Genomic DNA, 21,641 nt, shown 5'->3' with positions numbered 1-21,641 from the left:
CTACTGCCAATATAACATTAGCGAGCCTAGGACATTGATTTATGTCCTAGGCTCGCTCAGATAATCACACGATTTTTCTATTATTAATCGTATTATGTTTATTTATTTGTTGAACGTCGTCTAAATGCTAAGAATAACCCAGATACTAATAGTAGTGCGGCAATACTTGCAGTAAGAATACTTGATGTCATACTTTCACCAGCAGCTGGTAAAACTTTTTTGTTACTTTGGTTCATTTGATGATTTGATGAATGCATATTTGCTTTTGGACTCATCATTTGATGGTTTGATGATTGCATATGACCTTGTTGCATGTGTGGCTGTTGGTTCATGTGTGTGTTCTGATTCATATGGCCTTGTTGACTCATATGACCTGTTTTATTTTGCACCATTTCACTACCACCATGATTAACACCATTTGCATCTACATTCGTTTGATAAAAATTGCCATCTTTTGTTAAAGGTAACGCATGGCCATTCATATCTCTAACAGCATGTGGTTTAAATACCCCTACATTAGTTGTAATTATCACATTGTATTTATCAGCAATATTTTGCGTCGCATCATACAATTTCATATTATAGTCTTGCATATTACTGCCAGCGCTTAATTGGGGTAAAGCTTTCTCTAATTCAGTATATTGTGCTTGCGTCATTCCTTGTGGTACTACTCCGCCATAAGGACGATGATTTTGTACATTTTGGCTTTGTTTATTCGACACATTCATTGAAGTTGTGTCGGCATGCGCATTTTGAAAAGGCATACTTGAGAATACTAAAGTGCTTGTTACAATTAAAGAACCTACTGTTGCTAATTTTTTCATTGTCTTGTCCCCTTATATTACAATTTGATTACATTTACATTATCATACGATTACAAAAGAAATGCAACAAAATTTTTGAATCATTACATTTTTTTATAAAAATTTCACTTTAGATTCACAATAATTACTTATTTTGTCAATTTATTTAATGTCAATATGTTGATTAATTAATAGTGTTGTCTAATGTATATAATATTTAGGTCATCGTTATAGTCAACAATAATAAGGTATTTCGAGTTGAAATTTATCTTATTATTTTTCCACTTTTACGTGCTATCCCATTACACAAAAACAAATAAGTAAAGATATTAAGTACAAAAAAGTGGAACACCTTGTAGATGCTCCACCTCAATTATATTAAGTTATATTATTTTGCTGCTTGGTATAATTCATCAACTTTTTTCCAGTTAACAATGTTCCAAAATGCAGTCATATAGTCTGGACGTTTATTTTGATATTTCAGATAGTAGGCATGCTCCCAAACATCAAATAGTAAGATTGGTGTTTTGCCTTCTGTTAATGGATTATCTTGGTTTGGCGTTGTCACAATTTCTAATTTGCCATCATTAACAACTAACCAAGTCCAACCTGATCCAAATAATGTTGTTGCTTTATTTGCAAATTCATTTTTAAATTCATCTAAAGTGCCCCACTGCGCTTTGATGTCATCTATTACGCCACCTTTTTCTTCAGAATTAGGTGATAGTATTTCCCAGAATAATGAATGGTTAAAATGACCACCGCCATTATTACGGACTGACATCCTCATCGCTTCCGGTACCTTGTCTAAGTTAGCAATCATATCCGCTAGTGATTGATGCTCTAACTCTGTTCCTTCAACTGTTGCGTTTAATTTCGTCACGTACGTATTGTGATGTTTGTCGTGATGAAACTCCATTGTTCTTTGATCTATATATGGTTCCAATGCATCATATGCATATGGTAAATTTGGTAATTTAAATGCCATAAGTATATTCCTCCTTTTATGAATATACTTTTATAATAATTAATTTCGGGTGTGTTTTGCAATAATTATTATTTATTTGTTATATCCAATTATATAAAATTTAAATATTCGAAATTGATATAATATTTAATATTGAATGCAAAAAGGCATTTAACTGCTTTTGTTTCCCGCTTTTAAAGAGAATTAAAAAAGACAACTTCCATTTTTCAATAAGAAATTGCCTTTTCTTCTTAATCTTAATTTTCTAAAGTATAGCATTACCGGTACTTAAATTGTTTTATGTCGAAGATGCCTCAATATTTGCCATACGTATTGATTTTTCATAGTCATCATTAATAAAAGATAAACTACTATACCAATCGCAATTAATAGCAGCGTAGCGTACATTGTAGGGGGCAAATAATGATTGACCACACCAAGCACAATAAACATCATAACAGCAGCAATGACACATTGAATCGTACTTACAATATTCAACTTCACATTGATTTTAGTAATATCAATAAATCGCCAAATGAGCAAGAAAAACTCTGTAATTAAACGCGCAATAGCAGCACCGTAAATTCCATAAAAATATATCAAAATAATACATAATACTAGGTTTATCACTGCACCAATAGTAATTGACGCATTATATAATCTTATTTTATTCACTATTAATAAATATTGCCTGCTTATCAACATATTTAAAGGAATGATTAATACAAGTATCGCTAAAATGGTCATCAATGGGACAGTTGATGCGAATTCCTCACCAAAGAACCATAAATAAAATGATGGCATAATTGCAATTAAACCAAAGACCATAGGTATTGTTAATATCAATTGAATATTCATATTATTAGCTAACGTTTTAGTTAAACTATGTGATTGCTGGATAGACATTTTGGTAATACGCGGAATCATTACAAGATCAAATGTATTAATCATTATGATTGCGACCGTTAAAATATTAAATGCGTTAGAAAAGATACCAACTTGTTGGTATGTACCTACTAAACCAAGAACAACGCAAGAAATACTAGTATATAAGTTGAGCTGTCCATTTGGTAATAAGTATGCTAATGACGAACGAAACAATTGCCAGACGTGTATCCAATTAACCGAAACAAAGCTAATGTATCGTTTTAAATAGATAAACAAAGGTAATTGGTTTAATACCGTCACAATAGCAATAGTAAATACATACAATGATAAATCTGATTGATCTTTGACAAAAATAACAACTACACTTAATACAATACCAGACGCAACAATATTACTGAGGCTAGGAATTTTAAACTTTTCAGTTCCAGCATAAAACCATGAAATATCGAGTGCTGCACCTATAATATAGATTCCTTGTAGTAGGAAAATAAGATAGTAATCATCAATAAATATAGTAATTACGACCATATACATCGCAAAAACTGTTAACGCTAAAAATAATTTACTGACAAAGATATCCCAAAACTGCTGTGACAATTGCCGTTTGTCGTTAACGGACTTCGCGATAACTCTATTAAAATATAACTGAACGCCAACACTTGCAATCATCAAAAAGTATTGCACGATATTGAAAGAAAATGAAACAATACCCACACCACTGGGACCAAATGCACGTGAAATAATGGGTATTGTAATCAGTGGTGTCATCGTTCTAATCAATTGGTATAGCCCTTGATAAATAATATTTTCTTTTAGTGAATCACTCTTCATTACGATCCCTTTCCATCTTTTCATATTGAACAATAAAGACGATAATTCCTAAAATAAAAGCGACATATCTTGAGTTATTAAATGATACTGTTAAAAAGTAAATCAGCATCGTCAACATTACAACAATTGCTGTTACATTTTTCCCAGAAATGTTAAATCTAAATAATTCAAACAGTAAATAAAGCATAAATATGATAAATAATGCACCGAATAAAATGCCCCATTCCGCAAAGATCTGCAAATATGTATTATGGGCAACAAGTAAAATACCATTAATTTGCGAGCCAATATGTACATAATCCACTAATCCGACACCAAAACCTAGTGTATATTTAATTACTGAAATGGCATTTATCCATACAACACTTCGCTCAGACCCACTATCATTTAATGATGCAAAGCCCTCTTCAAAAATAGACGCCATTCGATCTAATGACGGTAAGGCATCAAGGTCGCTTAATTGGAATAAATAGTAGTTGATATTATAAAAGGTAAAACAAAGTAATATCAGCATAATCACTGACATACTCACAACACTTACCGCATTTCTACTAAATAACTTTTTAATAAAGAAATAAATGGCTAAGACGATTAATATGATAAACGCAGTCTTAGACCCCGTTGTAGTTAAAGACCATAGCAAAATACCACATGCAAGGACCTTGAATATGTAATTATGAATATACTTGTAAGCAAGTACCAATGTAATAATCTGTGTCATCGCGAAATAGTTAGGGTCATTCATTAATCCTTTTGAACGTATTTCATCAAAATATAACAATTTCATTAGTAAAGGGGACTTGTTCAAACCAGCTATAATACAAAATAGACCTATAGTCACACTGCTTATAATATAAGAGGTAACGATCACTTTTTTGCTATTACCTAACTTAAAGATGATCATCCCTAAATAGAAATAAATGACTACAAATGCATATTTAACTGTAGATGCAAGAACTTCCTTAACCGTAATAAATATCAAATCATCAAAAAATAGCAAACAAAGCGTAATAATCATACGATATGTATACAAAATAATGAAAAACTGTAAAAAATGATTTGCCTTTAATAAATGGTTAGCGAAAAACAGTAAATAAACTAATATTAGTAATGTGATAAAGTCAGCTATAGAAACATTCACACCGGCAATAACCGAAGATTGCTGAATAAAAACCGCTAAACCGATAAGTAACAATGTTAGTAATTTACTATTGTGTTGATTTTCCATTATAAACGTCTTCCACTTCTTTAATCATTTTCTCCTCAGTAAAACATTCTAAATAACGTTTTCTAGATTGATTACTCATTTTGATGTAATCACTGTCTATTAAATATTTTTCCAGGACTTTAGCAATAGTTTCGGGTTGGTTGTTCATCATACATATACCATTATCAGCTACTAATTCTGAAATACCGCCAACATGACTGGCTATAACAGGCAAACCTGTAGCCATAGCTTCTATAATGCTAATTGGCAAACCTTCATGCTTACTTATTAAAATAAACGTATCGTATTGTGATAATAAATGACTCGCATTAATGACATTGCCCAAAAATGTGACATCATTTTCTAACCCAGCTTGTACAACTTGTTGCTGACAATCATTTAATGTAGGTCCATCGCCTATAAATGTAAAATGCGCATGATTACTGTTATGTAATTTCAATATCTCTATTGCCGCGATTAGATTTTGTGGCAATTTTGGATAAGCAAATCTTGCAATCATAACAAATTGATGCTTTGTCGGGGCATTAATCTGTAAATCTTGTTTATTAGGCAACATTCCAACTACTTCGCCAATATTGTTATGTGATTGGCTTTTTAGCGTTTGCTTAACAGCGGGAACATCTGCAATACCATTATGTATTGTGGTTAATTTCAATCGATTAAATCGATATTTTAACGCTAACTGTTTATCGAAATCTGAAACACAAATAATGCTATCTGTAATAAGTGACATTAATTTTTCGATAACTAAATATAGAAATTTTTTAGCTGGTTTAACACCCTCTGTAAAAGCCCATCCATGTGCAGTAAAAACTATACGTGTGTCTTTCGATTTCGAAATGAACTTCGCAATTCGTCCGACCGTTCCAGCTTTGGAAGAATGTAAATGGATAACATCAGGTTTAATTTTCGAGAATAACTGTGCTAACACTTTGACAGCTAAAATATCTTGTTTAAAGTCAATTGGACCTACTAAATGTTCGATAATAATTACATTAACTCTTGCATCTAGTTGTTCAATCATTGGTCCATGATTGCCTACAATGACATAAACATCATTGTGTACGCAAAAATGGTTGGCGAGTTGAATGAGATGTGTTTGTGCACCACCATTGTCTGCTTTAGTAATACAATATATAATTTTCAACTGTTACAAACCCCTTTAATGCTATACTTTCAATTTCTTAACATGGCTATCTCATCAGATGAATAGTATTTATAGCCATGCAAATCAATGATGGCACATATTTCTTAATGCCATTTGATACTGTCTCAAGGGATTCCTCGTTATACTGTAACAATTGGTCACAATCTTTAAAATATAACTTTTATTTGAACTTATTAAGTAAATTAAGACTACCTTGAGCCTTCCCCTGTAATAACAACCATCAATGTTCTAATTGATATATATAGTTCCATCATTAAACTACCTTTATGTATATATTTCATGTCATATTTCAGTTTTTGTTGCGGTGTTAAGTCATATCCACCTTGAATTTGCGCAAGTCCTGTTAACCCTGGTGTAACAAGACATCTTTGCTCGAAACCTATCACTTCTGAACTAAATAATTCTACAAATTCCGGACGTTCCGGGCGTGGTCCAATAAAACTCATTTCCCCTTTAACAACATTAATTAGTTGTGGTAATTCATCAATGCGTGTTTTACGAATAAACTTCCCGACATTTGTTATACGATCATCATCTTTATCAGCCCATTGCGCACCGTTTTTCTCTGCGTTTTTGCACATCGAACGTAATTTGTATATTTTAATTAATTTACCCATCTTCCCAACTCTAACCTGACTATAAATAGGGTTTCCTGGCGAATCTATGACGATAGCAATGGCGAATATAACCATAATCGGTAAAGTTAAAAATAATAAAACAATGCTTAAAATTAAGTCAATCGCACGTTTAATTGGGTAATAGCTTTTTCTCACTTCTTCTAGTTTGTCTAATTTTCTTTGATAGGCATAACCCTTATTATTATGGACAGCTTCAATGTCATTTTCACGACATTTCCACTTCTTTAGCTGTAACTTCTTCAATATTATCTACCTCAAAATTAAAGTAATCCTTTAAACCTGTTTCTACTGTATATTTAGGAACAAATCCTAATGCCTTTAAGTTAGAAATATCTGCATAAGAATGCTTAATATCTCCTTTTCGTGCTTCTTTAAATTCATGCTCGACTGATTTTCCATATAATTCACCAATAATACGATAAACCTCTAATAAATTAGTAAAAGTGCCTGTACCAATGTTATAACCGTGTCCAATTGCATCTTTGTGTTCCATAATTAAGCGTACAGATTGAACAACATCATATACATATACAAAATCTCTAGTTTGCAGTCCGTCACCAAAAAATGTAAATGGCTTGTTATGCTCAAATGAATCGAACATCTTTGAAATCACACCTGAATATTGTGACTTAGGATCCTGTCTTGGCCCAAATACATTAAAAAATTTAACAACCGCTGTTGGTATGTTATATAACGAACAATAATTTAATGTCGTCCGTTCGCCGTAATATTTATCTATTGCATATGGTGATAATGGTAAGATTAATGATTGATCACTTTTAGGCAAATCAGGAAGATCACCATAAACAGCTGCTGACGAAGCAAAGATAAAACGTTTTATATGATTATTATATTTTTTAATGATTTCTAACAATCTTAATGTTGCTACGACGTTTATTTCTTGAGATAAGATAGGTTTCTCAACCGACTCAGCAACACTAACTAATGCTGCTAAATGAATAACATAATCAAATTGATATGTCTTCATGATTTGTTCAACTGCATCATATTCACGAATATCTAATTCAAACACATGATCGTCAGCCAAACTTTTAATATTTTCTCGTTTACCTGTTCTATAGTTATCTAGAACATAAACATCATAATCTTGTTGTAAATCATCTACTAAATGCGACCCAATAAAACCAGCCCCACCAGTTATCAAAACTCTTTCCAAATCTTCCACCTCATTTATACATTAAAAATATATCATAAAAACATAAAGTATTGTAAGCTTTTTATCGATATTTTTTATTTATAAAAATAAAATGAGATAACTTTGTGAATTTTTATTGAGATAAATTAGATAGTGGTGTTTTTGTGATGTTTTATAATATCTTGGGTGTGTTAATACTAATAATGCTTTCAACTGATGCATTAGACTGTGACATCATAACTCACTTAAGAACTTCGCTTATTAATTTTCTACCAATACACTCCCTTCTAAGTGCACTAAAAAATCCTTACTGCTAAGTGATTAAACTTAACAATAAGGATTTATTTATCATTAGTGGATGATTATTAACGGAATCTCATACCACCATCTACAATAATTGTTTGTCCAGTAATGTAATCAGAGTCTTTACCAGCTAAGAAGCTCACTACATTTGAAACATCTTCTGGTTGAGAAACTCTGCCCAAAGCAATCTGACTTGTAAATTGTTCCCAACCCCATGCTTCAGGTTTACCTGCTTCTTCGGCTGTTGCCACTGCGATACTTTCCATCATTGGTGTTTGAACGATACCAGGTGCGAATGCATTCACAGTAATACCTTCAGACGCTAAATCTTGTGCGGCTACTTGTGTTAAACCTCGCACTGCGAATTTTGTACTGCAATATAAAGACAAGCCTGGGTTACCCTCAACGCCTGCTTGAGATGTTGCATTGATAATTTTACCGCCATGATTGAATTTTTTAAATTGTTCATGTGCGGCTTGAATACCCCATAGCACACCTGCAACGTTCACGCCATATACTGTTTTAAACTGTTCTTCAGTAATTGTATCGATTGGTGTTGTTGGTCCAAGGCCGGCATTGTTAACCATGACATGGAAATCGCCAAATTGCGCGGCAGTTTGTCTTACTGCGTTAAATACATCATCACGGTTTGATACATCTGCTTTGATAGCAATAGCTTTTGTACCATCACTTGATAATTTAAGTGCAGCTGCTTTTGCCCCTTCTTCATTGAAATCAACAACTGCTACTTTGAAACCATCTTCCACTAAACGTTCTGCAATTTTAAAACCAATCCCTTGTGCTCCGCCAGTTACTAATGCTACTTTGTTGTTTGTCATAAAGATCACTCCTCAAATTTCTTTCCTTTAATTACATTTTACTCCTCTTCATTTGAATAGTACAACAAAGGTAGCTCCATTTAACAAAATATTCAGATATTTAAGGTATAGTTAAACGCACTACCATTAGTGATTGGCAATGCGTTTAAATGTCGTTTTAAAAGTTCTTATGTTGAATATTATTTTTTTAAGTCTCTCGATTAGTTTGTCATCAATCTTTTTTCGAGACATGGTCTTTTGATTCAATAGGCGGTTCCGTGTTATCACTGACAACTTTAGTTGTAGCTTCATCTTTATGTATTTCTTCGTTAAATCCTTCAAGGTTTTTAGTCGTGGGATTTTTAACCTCAGGATGTTCCATCATGTCTTGACTATCAAGTTCCTTTTTACACGTGTCTTTATGTGATGCTTGATTTGCGTTCCCTTTACTTTTTTGAATAGTGGTAGTATCTGCTGCAGCTACTAATTTTTTTCTACCTAAAATAGATATGGCTGAAACAAACCAGAGTATTGCAGATACAAAGTTGCATAATACTAAAGCGATAATAGCCAATACAATTAATATGACACCTTTTGAAATCCTTTCTTTAAATAAGTCAGATGCCAATACGATGACAGGTACGATTGAAAGTATAATTACAAATATAGAAATTATTGCCGATATAACTATTGTTACTATTAAATAATCAGCTCTGCTACCTGATAATAAATAGAAAAGGCCGAAAATTAGTCCATAGCAAATTACAAACCCACATAAAGTTATAGCCATGAGTACTATATAAGCTATTTGAAAATATAAACCTATCTTTATGAATGATTTTTCTACATTTTTTCCATGTCTATTCCCCATTTATTTAAAATTTATACTTTACCTTAAATATTCTCTTTATTCTTTAGTGATTTTATCTTTAGATTCAAATTGATTCTCTGTACTTTCAATATCAACTTTTTCATTTTCGTCTGTCGATTCATCTTTTGAGTATTTATTCCAAATCAGCAAAATACCACCAATCAGCCATAAAATTGACGAAAGGAAATTATATAAACACAGTGCAATAATAGCATAAACAATAAAAAGTGCACCTCCGATTACAGAGTAACTTTCCATATAAATCGCAGTAAAGATGGTTGGTAAAACAGTGAAAAGAGCCAATATTAATCCTAATAAAAAAATTGTTTCGTAATCAGATCCTCCAGCAATATTAATAGATATCATCCTAACAAAAACGACACTAAAATATATTTGAGCTACGATGCCTATCCAAATTGCTATTTTTCCTATAATTGAGCTCATACTCATTCCCCATTTATTTAAAATTTATACTTTACCTTAATATACCTTATTTTATTTAATTTTTATATGCAAAATACAAAAATGGAGAACTTCAATATTTATAAAATATCAAAAGTTCTCCACACTATATTGTTTTATTATATTTTCGCTATCAATACGCTAAATCATCATATTTCCCTCAACATCACAGTAAAACTATTGCTCCACCAAGTATACTTTTTCAGTATAGCATCTCATATTGGCAAACTTATCTGCTAAAAACTGCTTCCAATTGCGCAGTTGTTCAACATCATCATCTTGTTTAAGTAATGCCAGTGGTACTTGAAGATTAAGACATCGTCCTGAAATATTAAAGCGTGTCACACCTGCTGGCACAGTTTCCCCTTTATGAACAACCGCTTCAATTTCCTTATAACTCAATGGCTGATACTTCATGAGTACATCTTGTTGAGAAAGACAAGGATATGTACCTTGTGCAATTCTCTCTACAGAACAACAACCACTATAACTTGCGACAACCTTTTCCCATACTTGAAAATGTGCTTCGCCTAAATCTTTTGTATACAAATATTGTTCTGTATCACCATGACACATTGTAATAAATGGCGCTTCTTGTCTTGTCTCAGTAGTCCATGGCAAGCGATGTTCTTGTTGTAACGTTTCCCACCACACACCAAATGGAACTTTATGTTGCCATGTACTAATTGAATATTGTGTTTCATGGATTTCTTGCACTGGAACTTTCTTACATCCTAACGCTTTCAAACTTGTATACCGATGCACACCATCTATAACCATATATCTACCATGTTGCATCGCTGTCACTAAAATAGGATGACGTATAAAATCATCTGCTTCAATACTACTTTTCGTTTTTTCCAATCTTAAAGGTTCGAATGTTTCGTGAAGATCAATCTTATCTACTGGTACCAATTTTAAATGTTCATGAATATGATTCAATAGTTATTCATCCTCCTTTGTTTGTGTTAAATAAATAAATTCAGGATGTGGATGGCTTAAGAAATCGTGATGTGAAATAGACCATCCGTATGCACCTGCATATTTGAAAACAATAACGTCGCCTGTACTGATTGCGTCTATCTGTACTTCTCTAGCAAAGACATCTTTCGGTGTACATAATTGACCGACTAACGTTGTGTCCTGTCTCGAAATTGAAACTTTTTCAAATGAATATGGATTGTCCTTATAGCGATAAATGTCAAAAGGATGGTTATGTTGCCAAGATACCGGCAGTCTAAATTGTTGCGTACCTCCTCTTAATATGGCATACCAAGCACCATGTACTTTCTTAATGTCTAGCACTTCTGTCACATAGTAACCAATATGTGCCACAATAAAGCGCCCACATTCAAAGTTCAATGTCACATCTTCCATTTCTTGCTCAACGATAAGTGTTTTAAAACGTTCTACAAAATTATCCCATTCAAATTGGTTAGTTAAATCTGCATAGTTAACGCCTATGCCACCACCAAGATTGATATGTTTGAGTGGAAATCGATGTTTTTCAGACCATGCCTTTGCTTTTTTAAAATAAAGTTTCACTACATCGACATGTAAATTCGAGTCTAAATTGTTAGAAATAGAATGAAAATGAAATCCATCTAGATGAATCTTTGGCATTGCGAGCGCAGCTTCAATGACATCATCAACTTCGTCTTCAGAAATACCAAATTGTGTTGGGCGTCCTGCCATATGCAACGTTGCATTGGGAAATGGTCCTGCTAAATTAACACGCAATAAAATGTGTTGTGTCTTATCTTCATCTTCTAAGATGGCATTTAGCCGTTGTAATTCATGCATACTTTCAACATGAATACGCTGAACACCTTCACTTACTGCATATCTTAGTTCCTCGTCTGTCTTACCAGGGCCACCAAAAATAATATGATTTGCTGGTTTAAAAGCAAGACCTTTTGCTATTTCACCTTGAGATGCAACTTCGAATCCTTCAACATACTGACTAATTGTATCTAGGATTTTTCGTTCACTATTTGCTTTCATTGCATAGTACATTTGACAATTACTCGGCAATGACGATGTAATATGTTGCAAATGATGTTCCAGTCCGACTAAATCATAGATATAATGACAAACTGGATGAGATTGTGCTTTTAATTGTTCAATAACAGGTTGAACTATACGCATTAGCCTTCATCCCCTTTCTGTTTAGACGTCGCTAGAGATGCACTTAAATGGCGATATATTTTTCCGCGATCATCACCTAAAATAAATGTTTGTACACCTTGTGCCTGCCATTTTGCAATATCTTCATCTTCACGTGGTAATGCACAAAAATGTTTACCATGTGCATTCACAACTTCAAAAATATGTTGAACATGTGATGTTACTTGATCATCACGCGTTTGCCATGGTATGCCAAGTGACTGCGATAAATCTGCGGCACCTTCGACTATCATGTCTAAACCTTCGACTTGTGCTATATCGTCAATGGCCATAACCCCTTCAACATCTTCTATCATGGCAATCACCATAATATGCTCATTAGCCATCTCCATTGCATCAAGTAATGGTGTACGTCCAAATCTTGCCATGCGACCACCATTCAAACTTCTTAATCCTTGCGGGTAATAACGACTTAATTTCACAATATGCTCAACTGTCTCACGATCTTTAACGTGTGGCACAATAATACCTCTCGCACCCATATCCAACACTTTAATGATATCTCTATCTATCACTGCAGTGACACGTACAATTGGTATAATATGCGCTGCTTCAGCTGCACGAATTAAATGCGCTAGTGTCTCATCATTAATCGCCACGTGTTCTGTATCAATCACAACAAAGTCATACCCGCTTGCTGCGATAACCTCGATCATCAATGGGTCCGGTATAGAATTAAAAATGCCATAAACTGAATCACCATTGTTTAATCTATGTTTCAGAGATAGTTGTTGCATCATTGATACCTCCTACACCTAATGGATTTGTAACATGATGAATTCTTAACTCGGAGTCACTTAATAATCGACGTGTCGTTAACTTTTCAACTTGAATCGTAGGTTCAAACAAATCGAAATGTTGATAGTTATTCAACTCTGGAAATGCTTCTTGATACGCCTCGATGATGCCTTTAACCCATTGCCATTGCAGCTCCTCATCGATACCATATTGCTTTTCAATAAATAAGATGATTTCGGCGATATTAATAAAGAAAAATGCATCATGTAAAAAGTCGCGTACTAAACGTTCGTCATCTGTTTCAATAAATGAATTACTATTCACTTTTTTATGTGCTTCTGGCATTGGCTTTAATGTCAGGTGTGAAGCAGCTTCACTTAAATGCTCACGCTTAAAACGAACACCATCATGGAAATCTTTTAAGGCAATACGTGTAGGCCAACCATTTTCATGAATGAGCATCATATTTTGTGCATGCGATTCAAAGGCAATACCGTGATAATAAAGCATATGAATCATTGGACGAATCGCTACAGCTAAAAATTGCTTTGTCCAAGCTTCAGAACCATATTGTTTAATCCAATTTTCAATGAATGGTACACCATCCTTATCACTTGCATAAAGTGCATTAAATGGTATCGCATCCTCTTCATCGATTAACATATGATATATATTTTCACGCCATATAACACCTAACGCACCATAAACTTGAGTTTGTTTATAAGGCGAAAGTTGTGTATTTAAATAAGACTGTCCTAAGACTTCCCCTAGAAAAACTGTCTTTAATTCATCTTTTAAATACATATCTTGTTGCTGTATCTGCTTTAACCAATCCGTAATTTGCGCTGCATTTTCAATTGTATGAGGCGCCAACACTCGTTTCGTTGAAGTGTTCGTTATACTTATTGGTACCTTTAAATAATATTTTGTCGTGTCTATTGGCGACATCGTACGAATCGATTGTTGAGGGTGATATAGCTCATCACTTTCCCCTAACCATAGTACTGTGCCATTAAGCCTTTCTTCAGCCAAATCAACTTGGATGACATGTTCAAACTGCCATGGGTGTACAGGTATCATCTCAACATCATTTACATGTTTGCCAGATGCTTCAATTTGCTGTACAAAATGTTCATAAGTCTTATCGCCAACTTGTTGACGTAACATTTCGTTAACTACAACATTTCTTGATACCGTCGTTTCTACTTTATCTTTGTCGATAGCTAACCACTGCAGTTTAACGTTTGGTACAAAATCAGGACCAAATTTCAAATTATCACTCAACGTAAATCCTAAACGTGATTTGTAACTTGGATGATACTGATGCCCTTCCATCGCATAAAATTCATAGTCGTTAAATGTCTCAGGTGTTGCTGGTGGGTTTGATTCTCGATACTGCATACTTTGCGTATCTTTTAATTCTGTCTGTAATAACTCGACAATAAATTGTTCTAGCTTTTCATCATTTTTAGGAAATGTAAATACAACCTCTCTCAATAATTGTGTATAGTCTGTTGTTGTATCTGCCTCATCTCCTACGACACGCTCAATTGGTGATGTGATACGTATACGATCAAAGCTATGTGTCTTTTCAGCAGTAAAACGATACTCTGAATCATGTCCTTCTATTGTAAAATGACCGACACCGTCTTGATATGACGCTTTATACACAACAATATTCTCATAAATAAGTGATGATACCAGTTGGTGCATCACTCTAGTCTTTACACGATTAAGAATTGTTTGATTCACAATACGATACCTCCTTGTTATGACAAATTGGATTTGGTATATGTGTATAAATAGGGTTTGCACCACAATCATTCAATTTACTCATCAAATTCGCTTTAGCCGCAATGGTCGGCGTTTGATATAAATCTTCTACACAGTCAACAAATACTGCGTTATTCGCGTATTCTTTTTTCCAAGTCATAAGACGATGCGCTACAAGTTGCCATAACACAACTTCATTTCTAGTCGCTTTACCAATAGTTGATACTAAATGTCCTAAGTGATTTACTACAACGTAATATTTAAGACGATGCCATGCTTCATCATGTGCATATACAACAGGGCTTGATGCTGCCACAACATTTGGCACAAGCTGTTTTTCAGTAGCAATCGTTCTAGATAGACAAATGCCTTCAAGATCTCTGACAAAGCATACGTCGGGTATGCCATCTTTTAATTCAATTAATGTATTTTGTACATGTGCTTCTAGACTAATGCCTGTGTTACTAAACAGCTTTAATATCGGCAATAATGTACGATTCAAATAACATTCAAGCCATGCTTCTGGTGCTAAACCACTTTGCTCAATCACTTGTGATAACTTAGACATCGGTGAATCAGGCATCGTTTCAAATAATGACGCCAATACATGAATATCTTTATCAGCATGGTAATTCGGTATCCCTTCACGAACAATCATGGCACTATTTGTTAATAAATCCATTTCAGGTTCAACTGTTTGCCCTAATGGATTCGGTAACAATGCACGATATCCTTCTTCAAACATCAATTTAAAATGGGGTGTTTCAACCTCATCTTTGACTGATGCGATAACTTGCGCGGCATCAATTGTCCGTTCAATCTGTTCAAGGTCATTCGTACGTATAAAATTAGTGATTTTAACGTGTATCGGTAATTTTAAATAAATGTTTAATGCTTTTGAAAATACAGTTCTAACCGAAGACGTCGGGTACACTGAATCACCGGAAACGCCAAGGTCTTTTATTAAACCTTGTTCACTATATTGCATATACTGTGGATGCTGTCGCAACACATTGATTTGATAAGGATGTGTTGGTAATAAAATAAAATCTTTGGGTATCTCTGATATATCTATGTCTGCTAATTGATACAACACTTTCTCAACCTGATCTTCTTTACCTTCTACATAGCGCGTGAGCAGAACATCTTGATGCACAGCTAAATAATGCAATTGGAATGATGTATGACATTCGGGTGCATATTTCTCTAAATCTGCTTCTGAAAACCCACTTGCACTCTTAGGAGTCGGATGAAATGGATGACCTAAGTATAAAGATTGTTCTGAAACGATATAACGATCCTCTACGTAGTCTATTGTGTTACTTTGCAAATAACGTGCCGTGCGATGAATGCTATTATCGATGTCAGACATAATTTGCGCCATATGTTGTTGCACTGCCGTTTGATTATCTGCACTTTGAGCCATATGTTGCAAAATACGCGCAATTGCTTCTTTATAAGTTGTTATTTTTTTACTTTTTCCATCGATAAGCCATACCTCTGGATGATACATATGATGCCCCATCGCAGACCAATAGCGAAATTCACCCGTTAAAGTTTCGAGCTCTGATAATTGTATAGACCATTGATGATTTTGAGGTGGTACTTGATATAAATTTTCTTCTCTAAAATATTCATTTAAAATGCGTTCGATAGCCGCATACGCTGCATGTTGTATTAATTCTTTATTTTGCACTTTTTTGTTTCAACTCCCATAATTTCATTAATGTGTGATCGTTGATTTGATTAGTGATGGTTGAACAAATTAAAAATAAACTACTTACTGCAAATACTACGCCCATAACGATAAACGTAGTAGCTGGTGTAGTATAACTTGTAATGGCAGCGCCACTAAGACTGCCAATAATTTGACCAACAACTAACATACTGTTCGTCGTTCCAACAAATGTGCCTTTAAGTTGTTGATGACACGCATTCACGACAACAAACATGACACTTTGAATCAATGCACTATATGTTAATCCTTGAAGTATTCTTGCAGCCATTAAAAACTCTATATTCGTCGCTAAACCTTGCAGTATCGCACTACAACCACATGCAATCGTGGCAAATATATATACTGATTTAACATATGATTTATCATTAAAGCGTCCCCATAAAGGCGCGCTTAATATCGAAGCCGTCCAAAATGCGGACTGTAAAAATCCAATCACACTACGGTCATCTATCGCTGTATGATTCACTGATGAAGCAAGTGGTGATAATGCAGTTAGCATGCCATACATAGCAAAGTTTGCTAAAACGCCAACGATAATAAATCGACATGTTTGTTGTGTGCATAATAGACATTGAAATGAACGGCGAATACCTTTATTAATATTTGGTGTTTGTGATTTTGGCATATGTGTCGTTTCAATCAATTTTAATGCACCGAAAATACAGACAATAAAAGTAATAACGGCAATACTCATCAGTAACGCACTAAAACCTAATATCGAAGCTGTAACACCGCCAATTAATGGCCCCACAAGAGACCCTGCGCTGACTGAACTTTGCAGTCTTCCTAATACCTTTCCACGATCTTCAGCTGGCGCCTCTGCACTCGCAAACGCACTTGATGCATCAACAACACCACCAAATAGTCCCTGCAATAACCTCACAAGTACAAACTGTAATGGTGTCGTACACAATGCCATTAAAAATAAGCATACCGCCAAACCAAGTAACGCTCTTAACACCATCCATTTTCGGCTGATCTTATCACCTAGCTTCCCCCATATCGGCGAAGCTATCATCGTCGTTACAGCTGGAGCAGCAATCGCTATACCACTCCACAACTGTATTTCTACGACTGATAGATTTTGTAGTGATGCCATATAAATTGGCAATAATGGCACAAGTACTGTCAGTCCAGCAATCGCTATAAACTGACTGAGCCATAAAATGCGAAAGTTACTGCGCCATATAGACTGATTAATCATATGTCACCATTGGATTTGGTACGGTAGTTAAACCTGAAGGCATACTACCTCCACCACTATCACGTTGATATAGCAATGGTAATAAAATTTGTTTGAATGGCCACGTCTGTTTATCAAATAAAATGTGTCTGACAGCTAGCTGATCAGTTGTAACCCAGGAAATAGTTGCCACTTCATTTTTTAAAATTTGTTTTAACAACGACATAAGTTCATGCTCACTTACACCAAATAAATCTTGAATTGCATCAATAATGGCATATAGATTTACCGATACAGCTAATGTTTGAAAATAAGCAAAGAATGTTTCCAAATCCTCATTAATTAGCGTATTAGGTGTATCTTCTCTGACGACATACTTCGGCAATGAAAGCTGATGTGCTGTTAGCCATGGTTTATAAATTCTGACAGTATCATGATCACGTAACACGCATTTTTGTACACGTCCATCTTCAAATGACAACAATATATTTTGACCATGCAACTCTGGTAATGCGCCGTATTGCATAAATGATAGTGTTACCTTTAAAAAGACTTGCGCGATATCTTCAAATAACGTCATGACATCATTTTTAGAAATATTATCTTTTCCACAAATCATTTGATATAAAGTGCGATCATTTGCCGCGAGTGCTGCCATTGACACTAGCTGTTGCGTATCATTTTTGGCTAGCACTTCGGGATACTTTCTTAGCTGAACAGTTAGATGACCTAATTGATCTTTGAAAATATCATTATCTTGACCCATATATGACCACCAAGCTGTTTCATCACAAACCATGACATACTTAGCTAGTGCTTCATCTTTTTCTATAAGCTGACGTAATAATTGTTCTGCTTGTTCTCCGTTTTTCATGTAACGCGTAGGCGTTAGCCTTAATGCGCCTAATGACTGCATTGCAAATGGTACTTTGACATGGTTATACGGTGCGCCAATATCAATTAATGAACGCATACTTGAAGACGACAGATAATCTCCAAATTTTAACGGTAATAGTACAACCAACTTTTCACTAATCTCTTTCGCAAAGACGTTCGGCAGAATATGCTGATATTGCCAAGGATGTACCGGAAATAGTACATAGTCATCTATTGATAACCCTTGATCATTTAACATGTCTGTCGCTTGTTCTTTTATAGGTACTGTCAAATTTTCTAATTCATCGATATTTGCAGTATCGCCATGAATCATATGTGTCTTTTTAACTGCTGCAACCATTAAAGGAAATGATTGATTTAATTCAGCTTGATACACTTGATAATCCGCTTCTCTTAATCCTCTTTTTTCTTTAGCTAATGGATGAAATGGACGATCTTTTAAACTTGCAAACTGCTCTGACATCACAAAAGGATGTGACGCTAAATCTAATTCTGATAATTGTTTAGCAAGCTGTGTGGCAGCAGTAGTCAGTCCTTCTTCAACGCGAGCCACTTCCCATTCATGACTTAGATCACAATTCATATTAGCAATTGTTTGCCAAAATTCAGCTGCCGTTAAAGGTTGCTTAGACACCCTTCCCTCTATCGTAATTGGTTGTGAACTTTCGTAACGAAACATATTTAAAGCACTAAAATAAACAGGTATCTTTATTTGTTGTGTTTCACGTTCGTATATCAAAAGCGTTTGTCCGTTTTCTTTAGTAATCTCACTATTCGATACAATTCCGGCTATATCTTCAAATAATAATGCATCAACTAAATCTCTTAATATTATCGCTTGTGCTGTATTGACTGCTGTATGATTCTGCAATGTTCAGACACCTCGCATTCTTAATATAGGTTCAATGTTGTCCCAATATTTTGTTGTTGTGCCTGTTGATAAATAAAATAAGCACTTGAAATATCTTCGATAGCCATACCCATCGGATTAAGTAATATGATCTCATCATCGTCTTCACGTCCTGGTATGTCACCTGTCACAAGTTGTCCTAGTTCAGCATGAAGAGCTTCTTTGCTGAATTTACCTTCTAACACCAATTGGTTAATAGTTTTCTTTTCTCGATTACATTGTGACCAGTCATCTACTACGACTTTGTCAGCTTTAATAAAGACTTCTTTATGCACATCCATGATAGAAATGTTGCTAATAAATGCACCCTTTTGTAACCAATCATATTCAATGTATGGTTGATCCGTTACGGTACATGTAATGACTACTTCACCATTTGATACTGCTTCTTTAGCATTTTCTGTCGCAATAAAATTAATTTCCGGACGCTGTTGTTGCCATCTATCAACAAAGCGTGCACATGCTTCAGAGAATTGATCGTAAACAAACACGCGTTCAATATGATCGAATTGCTCTAACATACTTTGTAATTGCTTGTCTCCGATTAGCCCGCATCCAATGATTGTTAAGTCTTTAAATCCTTTTTTAGCCAAATGCTTTGCTGCAATCACTGAAACTGCTGCAGTACGCATACTACTAATTAAACTTGCTTCCATAACTGCAATTGGATAATTCGTTTCTGGATCATTCAAAATAATGACGCCACTTGCACGCTCCATATTACGTTTCGATGGATTGTCGTGCTTACTACCTATCCACTTAATACCTGAAATTGCGTGTTCACCACCGATATGACTTGGCATTGCAATAATTCGATCTGCGATGTGTCCATTTTCAGGATCCTGTCTTAAATACGGCTTAAGCGGTTGTACAAAATCATTGTGCGCATGGGCTGTTAATGCTTCTGTTAATGCGTCCACATAAACTTGTGAATGATTACCTCCCGCTTGTTCAATATCTGATCTATTTAAATACAACATCTCTCTATTCATTCTGATTTAACTCCTTGTCTTGATTTCATTTTTTCTAACCATGTATCTGAATAAACTAAATCTAAGTAACGATCGCCTCGATCTGGTAAAATCGTGACAATTGTTGCACCTTCTTCAATTGACGTTATCAACTGCTCAATCGCTGCAATAATCGAACCTGTTGAACCTCCGGCAAATATGCCTTCATAATCAATCAGTTTTCGACAGCCCAAAGCAGATTGATAATCATCTACATGGATCACTTGATTAATTTCTGATCTATTCAATATTTCGGGTACACGACTAGCACCGATACCAGGTAATTCTCTATTAATAGGTTTGTCACCAAAAATGACTGACCCTTTCGCATCAACAGCAACAATTTGTGCGTTTGGATGCACTTCTTTTATTTTTCTACTCATACCCATAATGCTACCTGTCGTGCTGACTGGCGCGACAAAATAATCTATAGGTTGCTTAATTGTTTCAACAATCTCTGTGCCTGCACCATGATAATGGGATTGCCAATTTAACTCATTCGCATATTGATTAATCCAATATGCATCGTCAATAGTGGCTAACAGTTCTTGCACCTTTGCAATACGAGTCATTAAATAACCCCCATGTGCATCAGGTTCTTCAACCATTTCTACATTGGCACCATAACTTTTAATAATTTTCAAATTTGTTGGTGATATTTTAGGATCAACAACACACGTGAGTTTTAATCCCTTGATTTTAGCTATCATTGCCAACGCAATGCCTAAATTACCAGAAGTACTTTCAATTAAATGTGTATTCTCAGTGATTAAACCATGTTTAATACCATGTTCAATGATGTACTTGGCAGGTCGATCTTTCATGCTGCCTCCAGGATTCATATACTCTAACTTTGCAAACACTTCATGTTTCGGAAATAGTTGATGAAGTTGAACCATAGGTGTTTGCCCTACAGAATCTAACAATGAATCGTGACATGCTTGACTTTTTTCAATCAAAAGCGCTTCCTCCTCAAATTTAAAATTCTATAATATTGTGTGTTACCTAATTGATAATGATTCTCACTATCAAGTAATTAGGATTATATTTTTTATGCATTTATATGTCAAAT

20 protein-coding genes and 1 pseudogene are annotated in these 21,641 nt (G+C 34.6%); all 21 read right to left on the bottom strand.

Features of this window, described 5'->3' with window-relative positions:
* Nucleotides 1-98: 98 nt before the first annotated feature.
* Entirely contained in the window at nt 99-236 is a 138-nt protein-coding gene (locus AA076_RS16105; protein WP_223181133.1) for an LPXTG cell wall anchor domain-containing protein, read from the bottom strand.
* Nucleotides 223-824 (bottom strand): annotated as a pseudogene (locus AA076_RS00435) (hypothetical protein). Before AA076_RS00435 ends, AA076_RS16105 begins: the two are co-directional and overlap by 14 nt.
* 367 nt (nt 825-1,191) lie before the next feature.
* Nucleotides 1,192-1,791: a superoxide dismutase gene (locus AA076_RS00430; RefSeq protein ID WP_000874681.1), complete on the bottom strand. Its 600-nt coding sequence runs from the start codon at nt 1,789-1,791 to the stop codon at nt 1,192-1,194.
* A gap of 267 nt (nt 1,792-2,058) precedes the next feature.
* Nucleotides 2,059-3,489 carry an oligosaccharide flippase family protein gene (locus tag AA076_RS00425; RefSeq protein ID WP_000834084.1) on the bottom strand — a complete coding sequence of 477 codons (1,431 nt, stop codon included), beginning with the start codon at nt 3,487-3,489 and terminating at the stop codon, nt 2,059-2,061.
* A complete protein-coding gene (locus tag AA076_RS00420) occupies nt 3,479-4,717 on the bottom strand; it encodes an O-antigen ligase family protein (RefSeq protein WP_000431234.1) in 1,239 nt (412 codons plus the stop codon). The genes AA076_RS00425 and AA076_RS00420 overlap by 11 nt, the downstream gene beginning before the upstream one ends.
* Complete coding sequence (locus tag AA076_RS00415) at nt 4,698-5,864, bottom strand: glycosyltransferase family 4 protein (protein WP_000692514.1); 1,167 nt, start codon at nt 5,862-5,864, stop codon at nt 4,698-4,700. Before AA076_RS00415 ends, AA076_RS00420 begins: the two co-directional genes overlap by 20 nt.
* 209 nt (nt 5,865-6,073) lie before the next feature.
* Complete coding sequence (locus tag AA076_RS00410) at nt 6,074-6,766, bottom strand: sugar transferase (protein ID WP_000736084.1); 693 nt, start codon at nt 6,764-6,766, stop codon at nt 6,074-6,076.
* Entirely contained in the window at nt 6,729-7,709 is a 981-nt protein-coding gene (locus tag AA076_RS00405; RefSeq protein ID WP_001789408.1) for an NAD-dependent epimerase/dehydratase family protein, read from the bottom strand. Before AA076_RS00405 ends, AA076_RS00410 begins: the two co-directional genes overlap by 38 nt.
* 69 nt (nt 7,710-7,778) lie before the next feature.
* Nucleotides 7,779-7,901, bottom strand: coding sequence for a hypothetical protein (locus AA076_RS14220; RefSeq protein WP_001789407.1), 123 nt, complete (start codon nt 7,899-7,901; stop codon nt 7,779-7,781).
* 143 nt (nt 7,902-8,044) lie between these two features.
* Nucleotides 8,045-8,821 (bottom strand): (S)-acetoin forming diacetyl reductase, encoded by a 777-nt coding sequence (locus tag AA076_RS00395; RefSeq protein ID WP_000183771.1) that lies wholly within the window; start codon nt 8,819-8,821, stop codon nt 8,045-8,047.
* 211 nt (nt 8,822-9,032) lie between these two features.
* On the bottom strand, nt 9,033-9,671 hold the full coding sequence (locus AA076_RS00390) for an MFS transporter (protein ID WP_000528197.1): 639 nt from the start codon (nt 9,669-9,671) through the stop codon (nt 9,033-9,035).
* 36 nt (nt 9,672-9,707) lie between these two features.
* On the bottom strand, nt 9,708-10,115 hold the full coding sequence (locus AA076_RS00385) for a hypothetical protein (protein ID WP_000094899.1): 408 nt from the start codon (nt 10,113-10,115) through the stop codon (nt 9,708-9,710).
* Nucleotides 10,116-10,310: 195 nt separating this feature from the next.
* On the bottom strand, nt 10,311-11,075 hold the full coding sequence (gene sbnI / locus AA076_RS00375; RefSeq protein WP_001015549.1) for a bifunctional transcriptional regulator/O-phospho-L-serine synthase SbnI: 765 nt from the start codon (nt 11,073-11,075) through the stop codon (nt 10,311-10,313).
* A 3-nt stretch (nt 11,076-11,078) separates the two neighbouring features.
* Nucleotides 11,079-12,281, bottom strand: a complete 1,203-nt coding sequence (gene sbnH / locus AA076_RS00370; RefSeq protein WP_001223700.1) for a staphyloferrin B biosynthesis decarboxylase SbnH — start codon at nt 12,279-12,281, stop codon at nt 11,079-11,081.
* Nucleotides 12,281-13,057 (bottom strand): staphyloferrin B biosynthesis citrate synthase SbnG, encoded by a 777-nt coding sequence (gene sbnG / locus AA076_RS00365; RefSeq protein ID WP_001186806.1) that lies wholly within the window; start codon nt 13,055-13,057, stop codon nt 12,281-12,283. Before sbnG ends, sbnH begins: the two co-directional genes overlap by 1 nt.
* Nucleotides 13,032-14,882: a 3-(L-alanin-3-ylcarbamoyl)-2-[(2-aminoethylcarbamoyl)methyl]-2-hydroxypropanoate synthase SbnF gene (gene sbnF, locus AA076_RS00360; RefSeq protein ID WP_001795559.1), complete on the bottom strand. Its 1,851-nt coding sequence runs from the start codon at nt 14,880-14,882 to the stop codon at nt 13,032-13,034. Before sbnF ends, sbnG begins: the two co-directional genes overlap by 26 nt.
* Nucleotides 14,791-16,527 (bottom strand): L-2,3-diaminopropanoate--citrate ligase SbnE, encoded by a 1,737-nt coding sequence (gene sbnE, locus AA076_RS00355; RefSeq protein WP_001179888.1) that lies wholly within the window; start codon nt 16,525-16,527, stop codon nt 14,791-14,793. The genes sbnF and sbnE overlap by 92 nt, the downstream gene beginning before the upstream one ends.
* Entirely contained in the window at nt 16,517-17,773 is a 1,257-nt protein-coding gene (sbnD, locus tag AA076_RS00350) for a staphyloferrin B export MFS transporter (RefSeq protein ID WP_000610051.1), read from the bottom strand. Before sbnD ends, sbnE begins: the two co-directional genes overlap by 11 nt.
* Complete coding sequence (gene sbnC, locus AA076_RS00345) at nt 17,766-19,520, bottom strand: staphyloferrin B biosynthesis protein SbnC (protein WP_001179384.1); 1,755 nt, start codon at nt 19,518-19,520, stop codon at nt 17,766-17,768. The genes sbnD and sbnC overlap by 8 nt, the downstream gene beginning before the upstream one ends.
* A 20-nt stretch (nt 19,521-19,540) precedes the next feature.
* On the bottom strand, nt 19,541-20,551 hold the full coding sequence (gene sbnB, locus AA076_RS00340; protein WP_001078456.1) for an N-[(2S)-2-amino-2-carboxyethyl]-L-glutamate dehydrogenase SbnB: 1,011 nt from the start codon (nt 20,549-20,551) through the stop codon (nt 19,541-19,543).
* Entirely contained in the window at nt 20,548-21,528 is a 981-nt protein-coding gene (gene sbnA / locus AA076_RS00335; protein ID WP_000570808.1) for a 2,3-diaminopropionate biosynthesis protein SbnA, read from the bottom strand. Before sbnA ends, sbnB begins: the two co-directional genes overlap by 4 nt.
* Between the last annotated feature and the right edge of the window lie 113 nt (nt 21,529-21,641).

Source organism: Staphylococcus aureus, assembly GCF_001027105.1.
Taxonomy (GTDB): domain Bacteria; phylum Bacillota; class Bacilli; order Staphylococcales; family Staphylococcaceae; genus Staphylococcus; species Staphylococcus aureus.
The sequence above is the reverse complement of the archived record's forward strand: the minus strand, read 5'-3'. Positions and strand labels throughout refer to the sequence as shown.

Coding starts and splice junctions, on each gene's coding strand:
- AA076_RS00395 (WP_000183771.1), bottom strand. CDS start 8,821: ATGACAAACAACAAAGTAGCATTAGTAACTGGCGGAGCACAAGGGATT.
- AA076_RS00390 (WP_000528197.1), bottom strand. CDS start 9,671: ATGGGGAATAGACATGGAAAAAATGTAGAAAAATCATTCATAAAGATA.
- AA076_RS00420 (WP_000431234.1), bottom strand. CDS start 4,717: ATGGAAAATCAACACAATAGTAAATTACTAACATTGTTACTTATCGGT.
- sbnB (WP_001078456.1), bottom strand. CDS start 20,551: ATGAATAGAGAGATGTTGTATTTAAATAGATCAGATATTGAACAAGCG.
- AA076_RS00385 (WP_000094899.1), bottom strand. CDS start 10,115: ATGAGCTCAATTATAGGAAAAATAGCAATTTGGATAGGCATCGTAGCT.
- sbnF (WP_001795559.1), bottom strand. CDS start 14,882: ATGATTGTGGTGCAAACCCTATTTATACACATATACCAAATCCAATTT.
- sbnG (WP_001186806.1), bottom strand. CDS start 13,057: ATGCAACAACTATCTCTGAAACATAGATTAAACAATGGTGATTCAGTT.
- AA076_RS16105 (WP_223181133.1), bottom strand. CDS start 236: ATGAACCAAAGTAACAAAAAAGTTTTACCAGCTGCTGGTGAAAGTATG.
- AA076_RS00425 (WP_000834084.1), bottom strand. CDS start 3,489: ATGAAGAGTGATTCACTAAAAGAAAATATTATTTATCAAGGGCTATAC.
- AA076_RS00430 (WP_000874681.1), bottom strand. CDS start 1,791: ATGGCATTTAAATTACCAAATTTACCATATGCATATGATGCATTGGAA.
- sbnD (WP_000610051.1), bottom strand. CDS start 17,773: ATGATTAATCAGTCTATATGGCGCAGTAACTTTCGCATTTTATGGCTC.
- sbnH (WP_001223700.1), bottom strand. CDS start 12,281: ATGCGTATAGTTCAACCTGTTATTGAACAATTAAAAGCACAATCTCAT.
- AA076_RS14220 (WP_001789407.1), bottom strand. CDS start 7,901: ATGCATCAGTTGAAAGCATTATTAGTATTAACACACCCAAGATATTAT.